At 60.3% G+C, this 19,144-nt stretch carries 16 protein-coding genes; 8 read left to right on the top strand and 8 right to left on the bottom strand.

Translation table 11 applies throughout. The features are described from left to right. Positions 1-50: 50 nt before the first annotated feature. On the bottom strand, positions 51-1,331 hold the full coding sequence (locus AB4O40_RS09580) for a Wzz/FepE/Etk N-terminal domain-containing protein (protein WP_056727142.1): 1,281 nt from the start codon (positions 1,329-1,331) through the stop codon (positions 51-53). 475 nt (positions 1,332-1,806) lie between these two features. Here AB4O40_RS09580 and AB4O40_RS09575 point away from each other — a divergent pair, with 475 nt between their 5' ends. Together AB4O40_RS09575 and fabF are read left to right on the top strand one after the other, a co-directional pair. Continuing rightward, complete coding sequence (locus tag AB4O40_RS09575) at positions 1,807-2,601, top strand: SDR family NAD(P)-dependent oxidoreductase (protein ID WP_056727141.1); 795 nt, start codon at positions 1,807-1,809, stop codon at positions 2,599-2,601. Positions 2,602-2,632: 31 nt separating this feature from the next. After that, positions 2,633-3,907: a beta-ketoacyl-ACP synthase II gene (fabF, locus tag AB4O40_RS09570; protein WP_056727140.1), complete on the top strand. Its 1,275-nt coding sequence runs from the start codon at positions 2,633-2,635 to the stop codon at positions 3,905-3,907. On the opposite strand, the gene AB4O40_RS09565 is transcribed toward fabF, so the two are convergent. The 6 genes from AB4O40_RS09565 to rfbB all read right to left on the bottom strand — a co-directional run bounded on the left by AB4O40_RS09565 (position 3,904) and on the right by rfbB (position 9,429). Continuing rightward, entirely contained in the window at positions 3,904-4,461 is a 558-nt protein-coding gene (locus AB4O40_RS09565; protein WP_056727139.1) for a TetR/AcrR family transcriptional regulator, read from the bottom strand. The genes fabF and AB4O40_RS09565 overlap by 4 nt on opposite strands. Positions 4,462-4,626: 165 nt before the next feature. Then, complete coding sequence (locus tag AB4O40_RS09560) at positions 4,627-4,794, bottom strand: DUF2897 family protein (protein WP_007985427.1); 168 nt, start codon at positions 4,792-4,794, stop codon at positions 4,627-4,629. Positions 4,795-4,934: 140 nt separating this feature from the next. After that, complete coding sequence (gene eat / locus AB4O40_RS09555) at positions 4,935-6,299, bottom strand: ethanolamine permease (RefSeq protein WP_056727138.1); 1,365 nt, start codon at positions 6,297-6,299, stop codon at positions 4,935-4,937. Between the two features lie 259 nt (positions 6,300-6,558). Beyond that, positions 6,559-7,428 carry a dTDP-4-dehydrorhamnose reductase gene (rfbD, locus tag AB4O40_RS09550; protein WP_056727137.1) on the bottom strand — a complete coding sequence of 290 codons (870 nt, stop codon included), beginning with the start codon at positions 7,426-7,428 and terminating at the stop codon, positions 6,559-6,561. Between the two features lie 46 nt (positions 7,429-7,474). Beyond that, positions 7,475-8,350: a glucose-1-phosphate thymidylyltransferase RfbA gene (rfbA, locus tag AB4O40_RS09545; protein ID WP_056727136.1), complete on the bottom strand. Its 876-nt coding sequence runs from the start codon at positions 8,348-8,350 to the stop codon at positions 7,475-7,477. Then, complete coding sequence (rfbB, locus tag AB4O40_RS09540) at positions 8,347-9,429, bottom strand: dTDP-glucose 4,6-dehydratase (protein WP_056727439.1); 1,083 nt, start codon at positions 9,427-9,429, stop codon at positions 8,347-8,349. The genes rfbA and rfbB overlap by 4 nt, the downstream gene beginning before the upstream one ends. Before the next feature lie 344 nt (positions 9,430-9,773). Here rfbB and kdpF point away from each other — a divergent pair, with 344 nt between their 5' ends. From kdpF to AB4O40_RS09510, 6 genes are all read left to right on the top strand, one after another. Continuing rightward, entirely contained in the window at positions 9,774-9,863 is a 90-nt protein-coding gene (gene kdpF, locus AB4O40_RS09535) for a K(+)-transporting ATPase subunit F (RefSeq protein ID WP_007899818.1), read from the top strand. Positions 9,864-9,871: 8 nt separating this feature from the next. After that, on the top strand, positions 9,872-11,575 hold the full coding sequence (gene kdpA / locus AB4O40_RS09530; RefSeq protein ID WP_460054805.1) for a potassium-transporting ATPase subunit KdpA: 1,704 nt from the start codon (positions 9,872-9,874) through the stop codon (positions 11,573-11,575). Positions 11,576-11,593: 18 nt separating this feature from the next. Then, complete coding sequence (kdpB, locus tag AB4O40_RS09525; protein ID WP_056727134.1) at positions 11,594-13,660, top strand: potassium-transporting ATPase subunit KdpB; 2,067 nt, start codon at positions 11,594-11,596, stop codon at positions 13,658-13,660. A gap of 149 nt (positions 13,661-13,809) precedes the next feature. After that, the gene (kdpC, locus tag AB4O40_RS09520; protein WP_056727133.1) at positions 13,810-14,355 is read left to right on the top strand and encodes a potassium-transporting ATPase subunit KdpC; all 546 of its coding nucleotides are present in this window, start codon (positions 13,810-13,812) and stop codon (positions 14,353-14,355) included. Between the two features lie 120 nt (positions 14,356-14,475). Beyond that, positions 14,476-17,127, top strand: a complete 2,652-nt coding sequence (locus AB4O40_RS09515; protein WP_460160148.1) for a DUF4118 domain-containing protein — start codon at positions 14,476-14,478, stop codon at positions 17,125-17,127. A gap of 48 nt (positions 17,128-17,175) precedes the next feature. Then, the gene (locus AB4O40_RS09510) at positions 17,176-17,874 is read left to right on the top strand and encodes a response regulator (protein WP_460054812.1); all 699 of its coding nucleotides are present in this window, start codon (positions 17,176-17,178) and stop codon (positions 17,872-17,874) included. Positions 17,875-17,914: 40 nt separating this feature from the next. Here the strand turns inward: AB4O40_RS09510 and AB4O40_RS09505 are convergent, their stop codons facing one another. Then, a complete protein-coding gene (locus tag AB4O40_RS09505; protein ID WP_056727130.1) occupies positions 17,915-18,952 on the bottom strand; it encodes a patatin-like phospholipase family protein in 1,038 nt (345 codons plus the stop codon). Between the last annotated feature and the right edge of the window lie 192 nt (positions 18,953-19,144).

Genomic DNA, 19,144 nt, shown 5'->3' with positions numbered 1-19,144 from the left:
CTATTGGTCGAGTCGGGCTGCGCTTGAAGGGAAAGCGCAGCCCTCGACAATTAACGACGAGGTGAATGCAGTGACAGAACGGCGCGACGAATGATGGCGACACCCAGGCCGAGTATGAATCCAAAGATCAGGCCAAATCCAACGATCAGGGCTTTCTTCGGTTTTATAGGCGCTTGAGGTTCCATTGCATCTTTATCAACATTGACCAGCTTTAACTGATCGAAGTTTACATTCAGTTGCTTCAGGTGAGTCAGCTCACCGCTGATGTCCGCGAAGTCCTTGATAAACAACTCAGGATGATTCCGCTCTTTGAGAAGTACTGCTTCGCGGTTGGTAGCCAGCAGGCTGAGCTCTTTTTGAATCTCATCGATACGCGGCTCGGTGAAGTCATCGGAATGACGAGCTACCAAGGTGGCACGCTCTGCTTCCAGTGCCGCTTGTCCCAGGAAGTACAGGGGTATTTTCTGATTGTTGACTTCCGTGCGGATCATGTTGCCCTGATGGGCTTGCTCTCCATCTCCCAGCGCCGAGGGCGTGGTGGGTTTTACAATTCCGAGTTTCTTGGCGATGACGATGGCTTCATCAAGTTCTTTGATGCGGTTTTGTCTGCGGCTTTGCAGTTGTTGGCGCAGCGCTTTGAGTTCGTCTTGAAGTACTTGCTTTTTTAGCTGATCTTTTTCCAGCAAATGGGCAACTTTGGAATCTTTTTCCGCCTCATAAGCGGACTTTTTCGACTCCAGTTTCTTTTCAGTCTGATCGATGCGGTTGGCAATCAGTATTTTTAAGTTTGACGCAACTTTTTCCTTTTCACCTTTAACGACGAAGTCGGTAAAGTCTCTCAAGATGCCTACGCCATCTATGCCCTGAGGATACCTGAGGCTAAGGCCAACGGCTTCGGAAAGGCTGGAGCTTTTTTTAGGATCAATTTTTTCAAGCGAAAATGCTCTTTCGTTGAACCTTTCAAATGTGTTCTCAATGGATTGCCCTGGTGCCTGCAATGGCGCAAGGTACTGCGGGTTGGCCTGGAAGAACTTCAGGCGAACATCATAAGACTGCATTGAAGAACCGATGTTGTTCAGCGCGTCTTTTGGCAGAAGTTTATAAAGTCCGGACTCATTCAGTTCGTCCAGGTCCGCCAGTGGGACAGGTCGGACATAAGTTTCAACTTCATATTCTGGAGTTGCCAGCAAGGCATAGGAAATAGCGGCGGTAACGGTCAGTGCAGTAAACAATAAAACAATCGCCCTTTGATCCCAAAGGCTGCCGATAAGCTCCTTTACTTCAACGACTTCATGTCGGGGGGTATCAATAGTGTTTACTGGAATGTTCATCACGCGCTCTAAAAATTTGGACAGACTTTCCAGAATACATCTGAAAATTGCCGTCATCTAGGTTAGAAAACTTTACATTTGGTTATATTTTTTGGATTTTCCAGCATTTGTTAGCAAACAGCAAGGGTGAGAAACAGTCGCGGATGCGAACACGGTCGCGGCTCAGACATCACCTTGACGGCCCTATGGGCTGGCCTCCTGTCACCCTGTGAGCGTTCAAAGCGCGCTGCTCATTCGCCCCACCGTTTATCGGTCGCTCGCAATACCGTTCGCTCCATCCCATAGGCTCGATGGGATTTCATTCTCATTCCGGGGCTACTCTCATTCTGGCCGGGTTACCGACGAGAACCCTCCGTTGCTCGATCAATTAAAATTACGGCTATCATATATTGGTAGAATTATGGCTATAATAAAATAGCTCGCGTCGAAGTGCTTTCACGTCGGGCGTCCTTCAGCATTTTTCAGGAGCACCATCATGAATTCAGTTCAGCCCCAAGGTACGGCCCTCGTCACCGGCGCGTCTTCCGGTATCGGGGCGGTGTACGCCGAGCGTTTGGCAGCCCGTGGTTTTGATCTGTTGCTGGTGGCTCGTGACGAGCCGCGACTGGAGGCTGCGGCGATCAAGCTGCGCTCGGAGCATGGGATCAAGGTGGAAGTGCTGTCGGCGGATCTCACCCGGAAGGAAGACGTGCTACAACTCGAACAGCGGCTACGCAGCGATTCGAGTATCAGTCTGTTGCTCAATAACGCCGGTGTGGCGGCGGATGGGCTGTTGGCCAATGCCGATACCGATCAACTGGAGCGAATGATTCAGTTGAATATCACGGCAGTCACGCGATTGGCCTCGGCGGCTGCGGCCAGCTTTACCAAGGCCGGGCGCGGCACGATCATCAATATCGCATCGGTGGTGGCATTGTTTCCCGAGCGTTTCAATGCGACTTACAGCGCCAGCAAGGCCTATGTATTGAGCTTGACTCAATCGTTGAACGCCGAGCTGAATGGTACCGGGGTGAAGATCCAGGCGGTGCTGCCCGGTGTGACACGAACCGAGATCTGGGAGCGCTCCGGTATCGATGCTTCGCAAATTCCCGCAGAAATGGTGATGGAAGCAGGAGAGATGGTCGATGCTGCGTTGTCGGGTCTGGATCAGGGTGAGTTGATCACTATTCCTTCGTTGCCTGATGCGGCGGATTGGGATGCGTTCGTGGCGGCGCGTCATGTGATGGCGCCCAATCTTTCCAAAAGCAAGGCCGCTGCCCGTTATCGGTAAGCGTCATCAATCGGCTTGAGGTGTGTCTGGTATGAGTGATCGTCGAGTGGTTGTAACTGGCATGGGCCTGGTGTCGCCGCTGGGAAGCGGTGTCGAAGCTGTCTGGGCGCGGCTGTTGGCCGGTCGTTCCGGGCTGCGCAATTTACCGCAAGAGGTGGTTGCCGATCTGCCGGCCAAGGTCGGCGGTGCAGTGCCCGCGCTGGCGGATGATCCGGAGGCGGGGTTCGATCCGGACCGGGCAACCCCGCCCAAGGAACAGAAGAAGATGGACCGCTTCATTTTGTTCGCCATGGAAGCGGCGCGTCAGGCACTGGAGCAAGCCGGCTGGCAAGCGCTGGATGCCAATGCCCAGGAGCGCACGGCCACCATCATCGGTTCAGGTGTGGGTGGTTTCGGCGCGATCGCCGACGCGGTGCGCACCACCGATAGTCGTGGGCCGAGACGTTTGTCTCCATTCACCATCCCTTCATTCCTGGTCAACCTCGCGGCAGGTCATGTGTCGATCCAGCATGGCTTCAAGGGGCCATTGGGTGCACCGGTCACGGCATGCGCTGCCGGCGTTCAGGCGATTGGCGACGCAGCGCGGCTGATTCGTACGGGTGAGGCGGACATCGCGGTGTGCGGCGGTGCAGAGGCAGCGATCGATCGGGTCAGCCTGGCCGGGTTTGCGGCTGCTCGCGCGTTGTCCAGCGCTTACAACGACACGCCTGAACGCGCTTCGCGACCTTTCGACAGTGGTCGCGATGGTTTTGTCATGGGAGAAGGGGCCGGGCTGCTGGTCATCGAGTCTCTGGACCATGCGCTGGCCCGGGGCGCCCAGCCCTTGGCGGAGCTCGTCGGCTACGGCACCAGCGCCGATGCCTATCACCTGACCGCCGGTCCCGAGGACGGCAACGGTGCGCGGCGGGCGATGTCGTTGGCATTGGCTCAGGCTGGTGTTTCTCCGGCTCAGGTTCAGCATCTGAATGCTCATGCAACCTCGACTCCGGTGGGGGATCTGGGTGAACTGGCGGCGATCAAGGCGTTGTTCGGTGCGCAAAATGGTATTGCCGTGACATCGACCAAGTCGGCGACCGGGCATTTGCTCGGTGCAGCAGGGGGAATCGAGGCGATCTTCACGCTGCTGGCGATCCGTGACCAGGTTGCACCAGCGACACTCAATTTCGAGAACCCGGACCCTGCCACTGAAGGAGTGGATATCGTTCATGGCAAAGCGCGGCCAATGGCCATCGAGTATGCGTTGTCCAACGGCTTCGGATTTGGTGGGGTCAATGCCAGTGTACTGTTCAAGCGTTGGCAGGGTTAATCCTGCGAGTGCTTGAGGTGTTCGCGTGCGATGTCGAGAATCCGTTGGGCAAACCCGACGTCGGCCACGCTGCGCGATAACAGCAAGGCGCCGACCAGCGTAGACATGATGACGATGCTGCGCTCGGCGGTGCGCTCACCCTCAAGGGTATGCTGGATCTGATCGAGTCGCGCCTGGAGCACGACGTCGCTGGTCGGACTCGGTTGACCACGCAGCCCCAGTTCCGAAGAAATGGTCAGCAGCGGGCAGCCTTCGTGGGGAGAGGTTTGATGCCATTCGGACAGGTAAGCGTCGATGAAGGCTTTGAGTGGCTGTTCCTCGGCGAAGATTTGCGCACACAGCTCGTCGACTTGTGCACCGGCCTCCTGCAAGGCTTTCTCTACCAGTTCGTCTTTGGACTTGAAGTGCGAGTAAAAGCCACCGTGAGTCAGGCCCAGTGCTTTCATCAGGGGTTGCAGCCCGGTCGCGCCGATACCGTCGCGTCGGAATCGCGCTGAAGCTTCCTTGATAATGCGTTGGTGGGTCTGGGCTTTATGGTCCTGCGAGTAACGCATCTGATATCTCCGCATCAATGCGCCATATTAACCAATGAAAATTGCATGGTGACTGTACTTCTACTTCTAATAAACATGCAGATGCTTCGATATGGGTGCAAAGCGGCGTGATTTCGGGCGTTTCCACGCAAAAACAAACCCCGCTTTCCAAGGCGGGGTTTTCAGTCAGCGGTCCTGCGCTTCCTTGGCGTCCATTTCCGCATTGCGTTCGGCGACGCGCTTGCGTTGCTCTTCGGTCAGTTCGACCTTGTTGGCGGTGTCGCGCAGCAGCATCAGGCCACCAACGATCGAGCCGATGGCAACGACCAGAATCAACCAGGCATACCAGGGCATAGGACTCTCCTTGAAAAGCAGGCGGTCGGCGAGGGTTCGCCAACCGATCGTGCATACCGTTTTGAGTGATGGGGTTTCATCGCAGTTCCATCGCTATCACCCCATTCTATGCCTGTTGTTCAAGGTTCACTCGAACGCTTTCACAGTCCGGTCAGCATCGCATCCGCCGGGGCGTCTGCGCGCAGTTGTGCGGTGAGCATGAAGTACACGAAACCTGCCGCCATGAAACCCAGGAAGATCAGGCCGATCAACGTGTTGAACCAGGCCATCGCCACCAGGCATACCACCGCCAGCATCAGTGCAATGAACGGCACCAGCGGGTAGCAGGGGGCGCGGAAGGTGCGTTCCAGGTTCGGCTCGGTTTTGCGCAGCTTGAACAGGCTGAGCATGCTCATGATGTACATCACGATGGCGCCAAACACGGCCATGGTGATCATCGCGGCGGTCAGCGTCATGCCGCCGAGGTTGATCAAGCCGTCGCTGTAGATGGCAGCAATGCCGATCACGCCGCCGGCGATGATCGCCCGGTGCGGGGTTTGAAAGCGTGACAATCTGGCCAGGGAGGACGGCAGGTAACCGGCCCGGGCGAGGGCGAAGAACTGCCGCGAGTAGCCAAGAATGATCCCGTGGAAACTCGCCACCAGCCCAAACAGGCCGATCCACACCAGCATGTGCAACCAGCCCGAGCTTTCGCCGACCACGGTTTTCATCGCCTGGGGCAGCGGGTCATTGATGTTCGACAGGGTGCGCCAGTCGCCGACGCCACCGGCGAAGAACATCACGCCCATCGCCAGCAGCACCAGGGTCAGGATACCGCTGATGTAAGCCTTGGGAATCGTGCGTTTCGGGTCCTTGGCTTCTTCGGCGGCCATGGCTGCGCCTTCGATGGCGAGGAAGAACCAGATGGCGAAGGGGATCGCCGCGAACATCCCGGCAATCGCCGGAGCACCGAATACATCGGAACCGGCCCAGCCATTGAGGGCGAAGTTGCTGAAACTGAATGCCGGGGCGACCACGCCCATGAACACCAGCAACTCGGCGACCGCCAGCACGCAGACCACCAGTTCGAAGGTTGCTGCCAGTTTCACGCCGAGGATGTTGAGACCCATGAATACGATGTAGGCACCGACTGCCGCGTGTTTCGGGTCCAGGGCTGGAAACTGGACATTGAGGTAGGCGCCGATGGCCAGGGCGATCGCCGGCGGGGCGAAGACGAATTCGATCAGTGTCGCCAGTCCGGCGATCAACCCGCCTTTCTCGCCAAAGGCACGACGGCTGTAGGCAAAGGGACCTCCGGCGTGGGGAATGGCGGTGGTCAGTTCGGTGAAACTGAAGATGAAGCAGGTGTACATGGTGGCGACCATGAATGAGGTCACCAGAAAGCCCAGGGTCCCGGCTACGCCCCAGCCATAGCTCCAGCCGAAATACTCACCGGAAATCACCAGCCCGACCGCAATGCCCCACAGGTGCAAGGTGCCCAGCGTGGGTTTGAGTTGTGTGTTCATGGGTTTGCTCCCTGAGTGGTTTGGAACGCTCAGGGGAGGTCAGTGCAGTGGGCGTGCCATTTCACGATTACGCGTCGTAATGGGCTGAAAGCTGTCGTATCGGGGATGTTCGCCACTGGATGCGCGAATATTGTGCGTCAGTCAGGGGCGCGTTTGTTGTAAATGCGGCTTTCGCGAGCAAGCCCGCATACCCGCTCCCCAACACCGCTGCAACGCGCAGGTTGGGTATTTCAATGCAGGTGCGGGCAGCGCTTGATGCTCAGGCTTGCTGAGTGAGGCACTCGCGCAACGCCGTTTGCCAGTCTGGTTGACTGACACCCCAATCGCGCTGCAAGCGACTGCAATCCAGTCGCGAGTTGAGCGGTCGGGCTGCGGGTGTCGGGTAGTCGCTGGACGGGATCGGTAACAGGTCGGCGCAGGGCTTGCCCTGTTTTCGCAGCGCTTCACCGATCGCCTGGGCGAAGCCGAACCAGGAGGTCTCACCTTGAGCGGTCAGGTGATAAGTACCCCAGTTGGCGACCTGGCTCGTCTGCCAGCGCTCAATCAGGGCAAGGGTGCTATCGGCGATTGTACCTGCCCATGTAGGTGCTCCGATTTGATCGGCGACTACACGTAACTCCGGTTTCTCTTGCAGCAAGCGCTGCATCGTCAACAGAAAATTGCGGCCATGGGTTGAATAGACCCAACTGGTACGCAGGATCAGGTGTTTACCTTGCACGTCCCTGATAGCTTGTTCACCGGCCAGTTTGCTCTTGCCGTACACCCCGAGCGGATTTGGCGTGTCGTCCTCGTTATAAGGTCCGGCTTTACTCCCGTCGAATACATAGTCCGTGGAGTAATGTATCAACGGTATGTCCAGAGCCAGCGCTTCTTCGGCAAGGATGCCGGGAGCTACCGCGTTTATGGCAAAAGCTGGTTGCGGCTCGCTTTCCGCCAGATCAACCGCTGTATGGGCCGCTGCATTGACGATCAGATCGGGCCGGATGTTTTGCACCTGACGGCGAATCTGATCGGGTTGAGCGAGATCGAGCTGATCGCGACCCAATACGATCAGTTCGCCGACAGCCCCCAGCCGCCGTTGTAATTCATGTGAAACCTGACCGTGTCGGCCATTGATGAGTATTTTCACGGGAACAGTCCAGTCTCGTTACCGGGCGAATCGGGCTCGCACAGGTTCATTGCTCTTCCCCTGCCAGCTTGGCCAGGTACTGGCCATACCCGGTTTTGCCAAAGTACCGGGCGCGCTCCATCAACTGCTCGCGGTCGATCCAGGCATTTTCATAGGCGATCTCTTCGAGGCAGGCGACTTTGAGGCCCTGGCGGTGTTCGATGGTCTGCACGTACTGAGAGGCTTCGAGCAAGCTATCGTGGGTGCCGGTGTCGAGCCAGGCGAAACCTCGACCAAAACGCTCGACCTGCAGATCGCCACGTTGCAGATAGGCATTGTTGACGTCGGTGATTTCCAGCTCGCCACGAGGCGAAGGTTTCACCGCCTTGGCGATCTCGATCACATCGTTGTCGTAGAAATACAGGCCGGTAACGGCATAGCTGGATTTCGGCGCTTTCGGTTTTTCTTCGATCGAAAGGGCACGGCCATCGCTGTCGAAATCAATCACGCCGAAGCGCTCGGGGTCCTTGACCCAGTAGCCGAACACGGTGGCGCCGCGGGTGCGTTTTGCCGCGCTCTGCAATTGTTCGCCAAAGTGCTGACCATGGAAGATGTTATCGCCCAGGATCAGGCACACAGGGTCATCGCCAATGAACTCTTCGCCAATCAGAAACGCCTGGGCCAGACCGTCCGGCGAGGGTTGCTCGGCAAAGCTGAAATTCACCCCGAACTGGCTGCCGTCACCCAGCAGATTGCGATACTGGGGCAGATCCTGCGGGGTGGAGATCAGCAGGATATCCTTGATGCCGGCCAGCATCAGCACCGAGATCGGATAGTAGATCATTGGCTTGTCGTAGACCGGCAACAGCTGTTTCGACACTCCAAGCGTAATCGGGTGCAGGCGCGTGCCCGAGCCACCCGCCAAAACGATGCCTTTCATCATGCGAGCAGCTCCTTGGGATTGATGGCGCCAAGGCGTTCGCCCTGATAGCTGCCGTCTTGAACGCGGCGGCACCATTGCATATTGTCCAGGTACCATTGAACGGTTTTGCGCAGGCCGGTTTCGAAGGTCTCTTCGGGCACCCAGCCCAGTTCGCGTTCAATCTTGCCGGCATCGATTGCATAGCGCAGGTCATGCCCGGGGCGATCCTGGACGAACGTGATCAGGTCGGCGTAATGCGCAACGCCCTCAGGCTTGAGCGGTGCCAATTCTTCGAGCAGGGCGCAGATACCACGCACCACGTCGATGTTCTTTTGTTCGTTGTGCCCGCCGATGTTGTAGGTCTCGCCAACGGCGCCGGTGGTCACCACTTTGAGCAGTGCCCGGGCGTGATCCTCGACGAACAGCCAGTCGCGCACTTGCAGGCCATTGCCATACACCGGCAGCGGCTTGCCGGCCAGAGCATTGAGGATGACCAGCGGAATCAGTTTCTCGGGGAAGTGGAACGGCCCGTAATTGTTCGAGCAATTGGTCAGCAGCACCGGCAAGCCATAGGTTCGCTGCCAGGCGCGGACCAGGTGGTCGGACGCTGCCTTGCTGGCGGAGTAGGGCGAGCTCGGCGCGTAGGGCGTCGTTTCCGTGAACAGATCATCGACACCGTGCAGGTCGCCGTAAACCTCGTCAGTGGAAATGTGATGAAAGCGGAAGGCGCTTTTCTCAGGCTCCGGGAGGGCTTGCCAATAGGCGCGGGCGGCTTCGAGCAGGCTGTAGGTGCCGACAATGTTGGTCTGGATGAATTCCGATGGCCCGTCGATGGAGCGATCGACGTGGGACTCCGCTGCCAGGTGCATGATCGCGTGAGGGCGGAAACGCGCGAGCACCGCACTGACGGTCGCCTGATCGACAATATCGGCCTGAACGAACTCGTAGCGAGTGTCGTTGGCAATGCTGGTCAGCGATTCGAGATTGCCGGCATAGGTCAGTTTGTCCAGGTTGAGCACATCATGCTCAGTGTGTTGAATCAGCTCGCGGACAAGGGCCGAGCCTATGAAACCGGCTCCGCCGGTAATAAGGATACGCACGTTGGGCCAGCCTTCTTCAGTAATGCGAATAGCGTTAGCTTGCAGGCGCAAGCGGGGAGGCGCAAGAGATCTTGACCCCATTCGCTTGCGTCGCGTCAATCGGGCCGGATTATCCATGACTTGGAGCGTTCACTCACTACCCTGGCGCACAATTTAGAGCGCTATGTACGACACACCCGTTGTTCTCCTGGCCGGAGCACCTTCGCGCACCCTGTAACCCCGGCGTAAACCCACTCTTTACGCGTTCTTTATGCCCCGCAGGCACCCTCGGTCTCGTTCCTTTACAGCCTCCTTTCCGACAATGACTCCACACGCGGCAATACGCCGTAACACGGAGAACTTCCATGAGCGTTCTGGATGGGGTGTCGCTGCTGCTGGCAGTGGGGCTGTTCATTTATCTGTTGGTTGCGCTGCTGCGCGCGGACCGGAACTAGGAGTGGCCATGCACAATTATGACTATTGGCTGATCCTCGGGTTTTTTGCCCTGGTATTAGTCCCGGCGCCGTTTCTCGGGCGCTTCTACTACAAGGTGATGGAAGGGCAGCGCACGTGGCTGACGCCGATTCTCGGTCCTGTCGAGCGCGGTTGTTATCGTCTGGCCGGCGTCGATCCGCAGGCCGAACAGAGCTGGCAGAAGTACGCGCTGGCCTTGCTCGCCTTCAACTTCGCGGGTTTCCTGCTGCTGTTCGCGATCCTGTTGTTCCAGGACCACCTGCCACTGAACCCGCAGAGCCTGCCGGGACAGGAGTGGACGCTGGCGTTCAACACCGCCGTCAGCTTCATGACCAACACTAACTGGCAGGGCTACAGCGGCGAAGCCTCCCTGAGCTACTTGAGCCAGATGGCAGGCCTCACCGTGCAGAACTTCGTCAGCGCCGCCACTGGCCTGGCGGTACTGGTCGCGCTGTGTCGCGGCATCGGCCGCAAATCCACCCGGACCCTGGGCAACTTCTGGGTCGATATGACCCGTGCCACCCTCTACGGCCTGTTGCCGCTGTGCCTGCTGCTGGCGCTGTATCTGGTCTGGCAGGGCGTGCCGCAAACCTTCGCGCAGTACGTGAATGCGGTGACGATGCAGGGTGTTGACCAGGTGATCCCGCTGGGGCCGGCCGCCAGTCAGATTGCGATCAAGCAATTGGGCACCAACGGTGGCGGTTTCTTCGGCGTGAACTCGGCGCATCCGTTCGAGAACCCGACGGCGTGGAGCAATCTGTTCGAAATGGCCTCGATCATTCTGATCCCCGTCGCGCTGGTGTTCACCTTCGGCCATTACGTGAAGGACCTGCGCCAGAGCCGAGCGATCATCGCCTGCATGCTGGCGCTGTTCCTGATCGGCGGCGCAACCTCGCTGTGGGCTGAATACCAGCCGAATCCGGCCCTGAACAATGTCGCCGTCGAACAGACCGCGCCGCTCGAAGGCAAGGAAGCTCGCCTGGGCACCACTGCCACGGTGTTGTGGTCGGTGACCACCACGGCCGCGTCCAACGGTTCGGTGAACGGCATGCACGACAGCCTCAGCCCGCTGAGCGGCATGATGGCGCTGGTCAACATGATGGTGGGCGAAGTGATCTTCGGCGGCGTCGGCGCAGGGCTCTACGGCATGTTGCTCAACGTGCTGATCGCGGTGTTCCTCGCTGGCCTGATGATCGGCCGTACTCCGGAATACCTCGGCAAGAAACTGCAGGCCGGGGAAGTGCAGTTGCTGGTGGTGACGTTGATGGTCATGCCGATTGGCGTGTTGGTGCTCGGCGCGATTGCCGCCAGCCTGCCTGGTCCTGTGGCCGCGGTGAGCAACCCTGGGCCTCACGGATTCAGTCAGTTGCTCTACGCCTACACCTCGGCCAGCGCCAACAACGGTTCCGCCTTTGCCGGCTTCGGTGCCAACACCCCCTTCCACAACCTGATGCTGGGCTTGGGCATGTTGATCGGTCGCTTCGGCTACATTCTCCCGGTCCTGGCCCTGGCCGGCAGCCTGGCGATGAAGAAAACCGCACCGATCGGGCAGAACAGCTTCCCGACCCACGGTCCGCTGTTCGTGACCCTGCTGACCGTGACCATTTTGCTGGTGGGCGGTTTGACCTTCCTGCCTACATTGGCGCTGGGTCCTATCGCTGAACATTTGAGTATGGCTGCTCTTCTGAAATAAGGAGCTAAGGAATCCATCATGAATATGCACGTTCCAGCTTCAAAACCTGCGTCACCGACCAAGTCGGTCGAAGCGCCAAAAACCGCTTTCTCGGCCCTGTGGCGTCCGGCGCTGGTGCAAGCCTTCGTCAAGCTCGACCCAAGGCAATTGCAGCGTGCGCCGGTGATGCTGGTGGTCGAACTGACGGCGATCCTGACCACCGTGCTGTGCTTCATTCCCGACACGGCAGTGCCGACCTTCGTCGCCGCACAAATCGCTGTATGGCTGTGGTTCACCGTGCTGTTCGCCAACTTCGCCGAAGCCCTGGCCGAAGGTCGCGGCAAGGCCCGCGCCGACAGCCTCAAGGCCGGCAGCGAAGGCCTCAGCGCCCGGCGCAGGACCGGCAACGGCAGCTTTCAGGTGGTGCCCGCCGCCAACCTGCGCAAAGGCGATGTGGTGCGTGTCGAGGCGGGAGAGATGATTCCCGGTGACGGCGAAGTGATCGAAGGTATCGCGGCGGTCAACGAAGCAGCGATTACCGGTGAATCGGCCCCCGTAATTCGCGAGTCCGGTGGTGACCGCTCGGCCGTTACCGGCAACACACGGCTGGTGTCCGACTGGCTGCTGGTGAAGATCACCGCCAACCCCGGCGAGTCGACCCTGGACCGCATGATCGCCCTGGTCGAAGGCGCCAAACGCCAGAAAACCCCGAACGAAGTGGCGCTAGACATCCTGCTGATCGGCCTGACCCTGATCTTCCTGCTGGTGGTCGTCACCCTGCAACCGTTCGCCCACTTCGCCAATGGCAGCCTGCCACTGGTGTTCCTGGTGGCGCTGTTGGTCACGTTGATTCCGACCACCATCGGCGGTTTGCTGTCGGCCATCGGTATCGCCGGGATGGATCGCCTGGTGCGCCTGAACGTGATCGCCAAGTCCGGTCGTGCGGTGGAAGCGGCGGGGGACGTGCACGTCCTGCTGCTGGACAAGACCGGCACCATCACCTTTGGTAACCGTCGTTGCTCGGCGGTGTATGCCGCGCCTGGCGTCACTGCCAGGGAACTGGCTGAAGGCGCGTTGTTTGCCTCGCTGGCCGATGACACGGCTGAAGGCAAGTCCATCGTTGAGTACTTGCGTGGCCTTCACCCTCAGCCGGAGCCATCCGCCGAGCTGTTGACCGCTGTGCCGTTCAGTGCTGAAACCCGCTTGTCCGGTGTCGACTATCAGGGGCGCGTGTACCGCAAGGGCGCGGTGGATTCGTTGTTGGCGTTCGTGGACCTCAAGCGCGCTGATCTGGCTGCATCGTTGTCCCGTGAGATCGACAAGATCGCCCAAAGCGGCGGCACCCCGTTGCTGGTGTGTGCCGACGGCAAGTTGCTGGGTGCGATCCACCTCAAGGACGTGGTCAAGCCCGGTATCCGCGAGCGTTTCGCCGAGTTGCGCAAGCTGGGGATCCGCACCGTCATGGTCACCGGCGACAATCCATTGACCGCCGCTGCCATCGCCGCTGAAGCGGGTGTGGACGATGTGCTGGCCGAAGCCACGCCGGAGAAAAAACTGGCGCGCATTCGTCACGAGCAAAACGACGGTCGTCTGGTTGCCATGTGCGGCGACGGCGCCAACGACGCCCCGGCCCTGGCCCAGGCGGATGTCGGCATGGCGATGAACGACGGTACGCAAGCGGCCCGTGAAGCGGCCAACATGGTCGACCTCGACAGCGACCCGACCAAGCTGCTGGACGTGGTGCAGATCGGCAAGGAATTGCTGGTCACCCGCGGTGCGCTGACGACCTTTTCCATCGCCAACGACGTGGCCAAGTACTTCGCGATCCTGCCGGCGCTGTTCGCCGCGATCTACCCGCAACTGGGCGTGCTCAACGTGATGCACCTGAGCAGCCCGCAGAGCGCGATTCTCTCGGCGATCGTGTTCAACGCCCTGATCATTGTGGTGCTGATTCCGCTGGCGTTGCGCGGAGTGCGGGTTCATGCGGCGAGTGCGGCGGCGTTGCTGCGGCGCAACCTGCTGATCTACGGCCTGGGCGGGATCCTGGTGCCGTTCGTGGGCATCAAGGCGATCGACATGCTGTTGACGGCGTTGCATCTGGTTTGACTGCGTGGTGTGCCAGATAAGCCGCCATCGTCGGAACGCCGCCCGGAGCAAGCTCGCTCCCACAAAAGCACCTCATACCCTGTGGGAGCGAGCTTGCTCGCGATGGATGCGCCACGGTGTACCTGACTTGTGAATTAGAGGATTTTGAAATGTCCACATTGATACGCCCGGCCCTGAGCCTGCTGGTCCTGATGACGCTGATCACCGGCGTCGCTTATCCACTGGTGGTCACCGGCGTGGCCCAGGTCGCGTTCCCGGATCAGGCCAACGGCAGCCTGGTGCGGGATGCCGAAGGCAAGGTCCGCGGTTCCTCGCTGATCGCCCAGGATTTCGTCGGCGACGCCTGGTTTCACCCGCGTCCTTCGGCCGGTGCCTTTGCCACCGTGTCGAGCAGTGCCAGCAACCTGTCGCCGAGCAACCCGGCGCTGGCGACGCGGGTGATCGACGATGCCAGCAAACTGTTGGTGCCAGGGCAGGGGCCGGTGCCATTGGCGCTGCTCACTACATCCGGCAGCGGTCTGGATCCGCACTTGCCACCGGCGGCGATTGCCTATCAACTGGCGCGTGTCGCGACGGCGCGCAACCTGCCGGTCGCAACGCTGCAACAACTGCTGGATGCCCACGTCGAGCAACCACTGATAGGCCCGCCGGTGGTGAATGTGCTTGAGTTGAATCGGGCGCTGGAAAAACTGTAGATCAAAAGATCGCAGGCTTCGCCAGCTCCTACAGGATGTACGCCATCTGGCGTAGGAGCTGCCGCAGGCTGCGATCTTTTAATGCCACACCCAACTATCAAGTCAAACAAGGCAATGAAAATGAGCAACTCCGGCCGCGCCGACGCGCTGTTAGCAGACCTGCCCCGCGATGGCCGTGGCCGGCTCAAGGTATTTCTCGGTGCCGCACCGGGTGTCGGCAAGACCTACGCCATGCTGCAAGCGGCCCACACCCAGTTGCGTCAAGGGGTGAAGGTCATCGCCGGCGTCGTCGAAACCCACGGCCGGGCCGAAACCGAAGCACTGCTCGGCGGCTTGTCGCAACAGCCGTTGGTACGTTCCGAGTACCGTGGCGTGTTGCTCGAAGAAATGGACCTCGACGGTCTGCTCCTCGCCAAACCGAAGCTGGTGCTGGTCGACGAACTGGCGCACACCAACGCTCCGGGCAGCCGCCACGAAAAGCGCTGGCAGGACATTCAGGAACTGCTCGCCGCCGGCATCGACGTGTACACCACGGTCAACGTCCAGCATCTGGAAAGCCTCAACGACCAGGTGCGCGGCATCACTGGCGTGCAGGTCCGCGAGACCCTGCCTGATTGGGTGTTGCAGGAAGCCTACGAACTGCTGCTGATCGACTTGCCGCCACGGGAGCTGCTGGAGCGCCTGCGCGACGGCAAGGTCTATGTGCCGGAGCAGGCGCGGGCGGCCATCGACGCGTTCTTTTCCCAGACTAACCTCACGGCCCTGCGCGAACTGGCGATGCAAACCGCGGCGGCTCAGGTCGATAATGATCTGGCCCAGGGGTATCGTCAGTTGGGGCAAGCGGCGCCGGCCGTGCGCGGGCGATTGCTGGTGGGGGTCGACGGCGATGCCCAGGCCGAGCGCCTGGTACGCCATGCCAGTCGCGTGGCCCAGCGGCGGCACCTGCCCTGGAGCCTGGTGCACGTGGACAACGGCAGCGTGCGTGACGAGCAGTCCCGCCTGCGTCTGCAGAGCGCCCAGCAACTGGCCGAGCGCCTGGGCGGCGAAGTGGTGTTGCTGCGCGCCGGTGAAGTGGCGAAAACCCTGATCCAGCATGCCGCCGAACGCCGCGCCAGCCTGGTGCTGGTCGGCCAGTCCCGGCCGAGACTGCGTCGACGTCTGTTCGGTGGCGGGTTGGCGGCGCGACTGCTGCGTAATGCACGTGGGCTGGAGATCAACGTTCTCGACAGCGATCACCAACAGCTTCAACCCCATCAGCGGTCGATGCATTCACTGGTCTGGTTCGACTATGCATTGGCCGTGGTCGCGACGGTTCTGGCCAGCGCCCTGGCCTGGGCGGTGGCGAGTGTTTTGCCACTGCCGAACATTTCCCTGGTGTTCCTTGCAGCGGTATTGCTGGTGGCGGTGCGCAGCAGCCTCGGGCCGGCGCTGGCTTGTGCGGCGCTGTCGTTCCTGACCTACGACTTCCTGTTCATTCCACCGAATTTCTCTTTCAGCATCCAGCGCGAGGAAGACGTGCTGACCTTGCTGTTCTTCCTGCTGATGGCGGCCCTCACTGGCAACCTCGCGGCGCGCCAGCGCCGGCAATTGCAGGCATTGCGCGATACCCAGGAAGAGACCACTGAACTGCTTGACCTGTCCCGCAAACTCACCGCCGCCACCGACCGCCAGGCCGTGGTCAGCGCGGCTGCCCAGCACCTTAATGGTTGGAGTGATGTGCAACTGTGCCTGCTCAATCGCGACGGGCAAAACGGCTGGCAAGTCGAAACCGGTGGCCCCCTGGAGTTCAGCGAAGCCGAGCGCGGCGCCGCCGATTGGGCCTGGCAGCACGATCAACCCGCGGGTGCGGGCACCGGCACCTTGCCGTTCGGCCGCTGGTGGTGGTGGCCATTGTCGGTGGAGGACGGACCGCTGGCGTTGCTTGGCGTGTGCGCCGGGGAAGGCCAGACTCTGAGCGGCCAGCGCCGACGCTTGTTGACCGCACTGAGCCAGCCGCTGGCCCAGGCGCTGGCCCGGGCGCAACTGGCCGACGATCTGGAAGCGGCGCGGCTGCACGGCGAAACCGAGCAACTGCGCAGCGCCTTGCTGGCGTCGGTGTCCCATGACCTGCGTACACCGCTGACGTCCATGCGCGGCAGTATCGACAGCCTGCTGGCCCTGGGGGAAGCGATCCCGCTGGAGGACAGACGTGAGTTGCTCGAAGGCACCCGCGATGAAGCCGAGCGCCTGGACCGCTACATTCAAAACCTGCTCGACATGACCCGCCTCGGCCACGGTGCCTTGAAGCTGGCACGGGACTGGGTGTCGCCGGCAGACATCGTCGGCAGTGCGCGCAATCGCCTGCGGGCAGTCCTTGCGCCGTTGCAGGTCAGCACCGACGTACCGGCCGAGTTACCGTTGCTGTATGTGCATGCCGCGCTGATCGAACAGGCACTGATCAACGTGATGGAAAACGCCGCGCGGTTTTCGCCACCCCACGGGCGCTTGCAACTGCGCGCCGGGGCCGATGACAGCGAGCTGTTTTTCTCGGTCAGCGATGAGGGGCCGGGGATTCCGGAAGAGGAACGGGCGAAAATTTTCGACATGTTCTACACCGCGGCGCGGGGTGATCGCGGCGGGCAGGGTACCGGGCTGGGGCTGGCGATTTGTCAGGGCATGGTCGGTGCCCATGGCGGTCGCATCAGTGTCGCCGACGGCATCGAGGGGCGCGGCACCTGCATCACGTTGCACCTGCCGCTGCAGGCTCAGCCGGGATACGACAGTGAAGCCTGATCGTGCTTGCGCTACTCTCTTGCCACTTCTTTGTGTTGATGTGAATTCATGAGCCAGACCCCGACCATCCTGATCATTGACGACGAACCGCAGATCCGCAAATTCCTGCGCATCAGCCTCGTTTCCCAGGGCTACAAAGTGCTGGAGGCGGGTACCGGCAGCGAAGGATTGGTGCAAGCTGCGTTGAACAAACCGGACTTGCTGGTGCTCGACCTCGGCTTGCCGGACATGGACGGCCAACAGGTATTGCGTGACTTTCGCGAGTGGTCGACGGTGCCGGTGCTGGTGCTCTCCGTGCGCGCCAGTGAAGGGCAGAAAGTCGAGGCCCTGGATGGCGGCGCCAATGACTACGTGACCAAGCCATTCGGCATTCAGGAATTCCTGGCGCGGATCCGTGCGTTATTGCGCCAGGTGCCCGTAGGCGAGGCGCAACCAGCGGCGCTGAGCTTCGGTCCGTTGACGGTCGATCTGGCGTATCGCCGGGTGCTGCTCGACGATGTCGAAGTCGCGCTGACCCGCAAGGAATACGCCGTGCTGGCGCAACTGGCGCGGCATCCAGGGCGGGTGATCACCCAGCAGCAATTGCTCAAGGACATCTGGGGGCCGACCCACACCGAAGACACTCACTACCTGCGCATCGTGGTCGGGCACTTGCGCCAGAAACTGGCGGATGACCCGACCCAGCCCAGGTTCATCGTCACTGAGGCAGGGGTGGGGTATCGGTTGTTGGGTGAGGGTAGCCTTTAGATCTTCGTTGCCTGATAGTCACCCGAGAACCTTCAGGCGTTCAGTTCTGCTCATTCTCATACCGGTCCAGCGTATCCCGCGCAATCTCCCGTCCCAGCGCGATCAATTCCGGCGCCTTGTAGAACTCGAAAAAACGGCACACGCGCTTGGGCACGTTGATCAGGATGTCCGGCGGATACCCGGCAATCTTGTACTGCGCCAGCGACGTCTGCATCACCTCGAAACTCTGGTTGATCAAATCCAGCAAGGACGCCGGCCCAACGTTGTCGATGATGAACGAACCGGTGGCGGAGCGGGGGGCGCCACTGGCTTCTGGAGCCGCCGCCGGTTGCTGCGCTTCGGGTTCGGCGGATTCGATCCACGGGTTGAGGTCCGCCCCTTCGGCCCTCAGGGCCTCCTGCTCGAGGATCAACAATTGCTCGGCCTGTTTGCGGCGGAACGGCAGCTTCGAGCCAAGGGAATTGATCAGACTGTCGAAGCGGGTCTTGAAGGCGGCGGGACGCTGGATGACCGGCAATTGATAGTGGCGCTGATTGGTGGAGTTGAGGTTGACCGCGATGATCAAGTCGCAATGGCTCGACACCACCGGCACGATCGGCAGCGGGTTGAGAATGCCGCCATCGACCAGCATGCGGTTGCCCTGCATCACCGGGGTGAACAGGCTGGGAATCGCCGCCGAGGCGCGCATGGCCTGATGCAGGCAACCTTCCTGGAACCAGATTTCCTGCTGATTGGTCAGGTCGGCGGCAACGGCGGTGTAGGGGATACGCAAATCTTCGATGTTGATTTCGCCGACGATCTTGCGGATCTGCCCGAAGACTTTCTCGCCACGAATCGCCCCCAGGCGAAAACTGACGTCCACCAGGCGCAACACGTCGAGATAGTCCAGGCTCTCGATCCAGTCGCGGTAGTCATTGAGTTTGCCGGCGGCGTAGATTCCGCCCACCACCGCGCCCATGGAGCATCCGGCGATACAGGCAATGTCATACCCGCGCCGTTCGATCTCTTCAATGACCCCGATATGTGCATAACCCCGGGCTCCACCCGAGCCCAATACCAGTGCGACGCGCTTTTTCATGAATCGCCCTCGTTTGAATGGTTCAACAATGCACCCATCGAGGGCCATGCTTCAATCGCCATGGTCGTACGAGGGGACAAGAGCGTCGTATTTTCGACACTCCATGGCGGCACATGGTTATTCTCGTCGGCGCTATAGTTTGCACAGCGGACCAACGGCACTTTTCAGGTGCCACAACGTCTTACCTGCATG

It is taken from the genome of Pseudomonas sp. S2_F07 (assembly GCF_054668325.1).
Note: the sequence above shows the minus strand (reverse complement) of the source record. Positions and strands in the feature narration are given on the sequence as shown.

What these genes read in the sequence shown, in the direction of transcription:
- AB4O40_RS09580 (WP_056727142.1), bottom strand. Translation starts at nt 1,331, where the DNA reads ATGAACATTCCAGTAAACACTATTGATACCCCCCGACATGAAGTCGTT.
- AB4O40_RS09505 (WP_056727130.1), bottom strand. Translation starts at nt 18,952, where the DNA reads ATGAAAAAGCGCGTCGCACTGGTATTGGGCTCGGGTGGAGCCCGGGGT.
- kdpB (WP_056727134.1), top strand. Translation starts at nt 11,594, where the DNA reads ATGAATATGCACGTTCCAGCTTCAAAACCTGCGTCACCGACCAAGTCG.
- eat (WP_056727138.1), bottom strand. Translation starts at nt 6,299, where the DNA reads ATGAACACACAACTCAAACCCACGCTGGGCACCTTGCACCTGTGGGGC.
- AB4O40_RS09575 (WP_056727141.1), top strand. Translation starts at nt 1,807, where the DNA reads ATGAATTCAGTTCAGCCCCAAGGTACGGCCCTCGTCACCGGCGCGTCT.
- AB4O40_RS09515 (WP_460160148.1), top strand. Translation starts at nt 14,476, where the DNA reads ATGAGCAACTCCGGCCGCGCCGACGCGCTGTTAGCAGACCTGCCCCGC.
- kdpF (WP_007899818.1), top strand. Translation starts at nt 9,774, where the DNA reads ATGAGCGTTCTGGATGGGGTGTCGCTGCTGCTGGCAGTGGGGCTGTTC.
- AB4O40_RS09565 (WP_056727139.1), bottom strand. Translation starts at nt 4,461, where the DNA reads ATGCGTTACTCGCAGGACCATAAAGCCCAGACCCACCAACGCATTATC.
- AB4O40_RS09510 (WP_460054812.1), top strand. Translation starts at nt 17,176, where the DNA reads ATGAGCCAGACCCCGACCATCCTGATCATTGACGACGAACCGCAGATC.
- kdpA (WP_460054805.1), top strand. Translation starts at nt 9,872, where the DNA reads ATGCACAATTATGACTATTGGCTGATCCTCGGGTTTTTTGCCCTGGTA.
- fabF (WP_056727140.1), top strand. Translation starts at nt 2,633, where the DNA reads ATGAGTGATCGTCGAGTGGTTGTAACTGGCATGGGCCTGGTGTCGCCG.
- AB4O40_RS09560 (WP_007985427.1), bottom strand. Translation starts at nt 4,794, where the DNA reads ATGCCCTGGTATGCCTGGTTGATTCTGGTCGTTGCCATCGGCTCGATC.
- rfbA (WP_056727136.1), bottom strand. Translation starts at nt 8,350, where the DNA reads ATGATGAAAGGCATCGTTTTGGCGGGTGGCTCGGGCACGCGCCTGCAC.
- kdpC (WP_056727133.1), top strand. Translation starts at nt 13,810, where the DNA reads ATGTCCACATTGATACGCCCGGCCCTGAGCCTGCTGGTCCTGATGACG.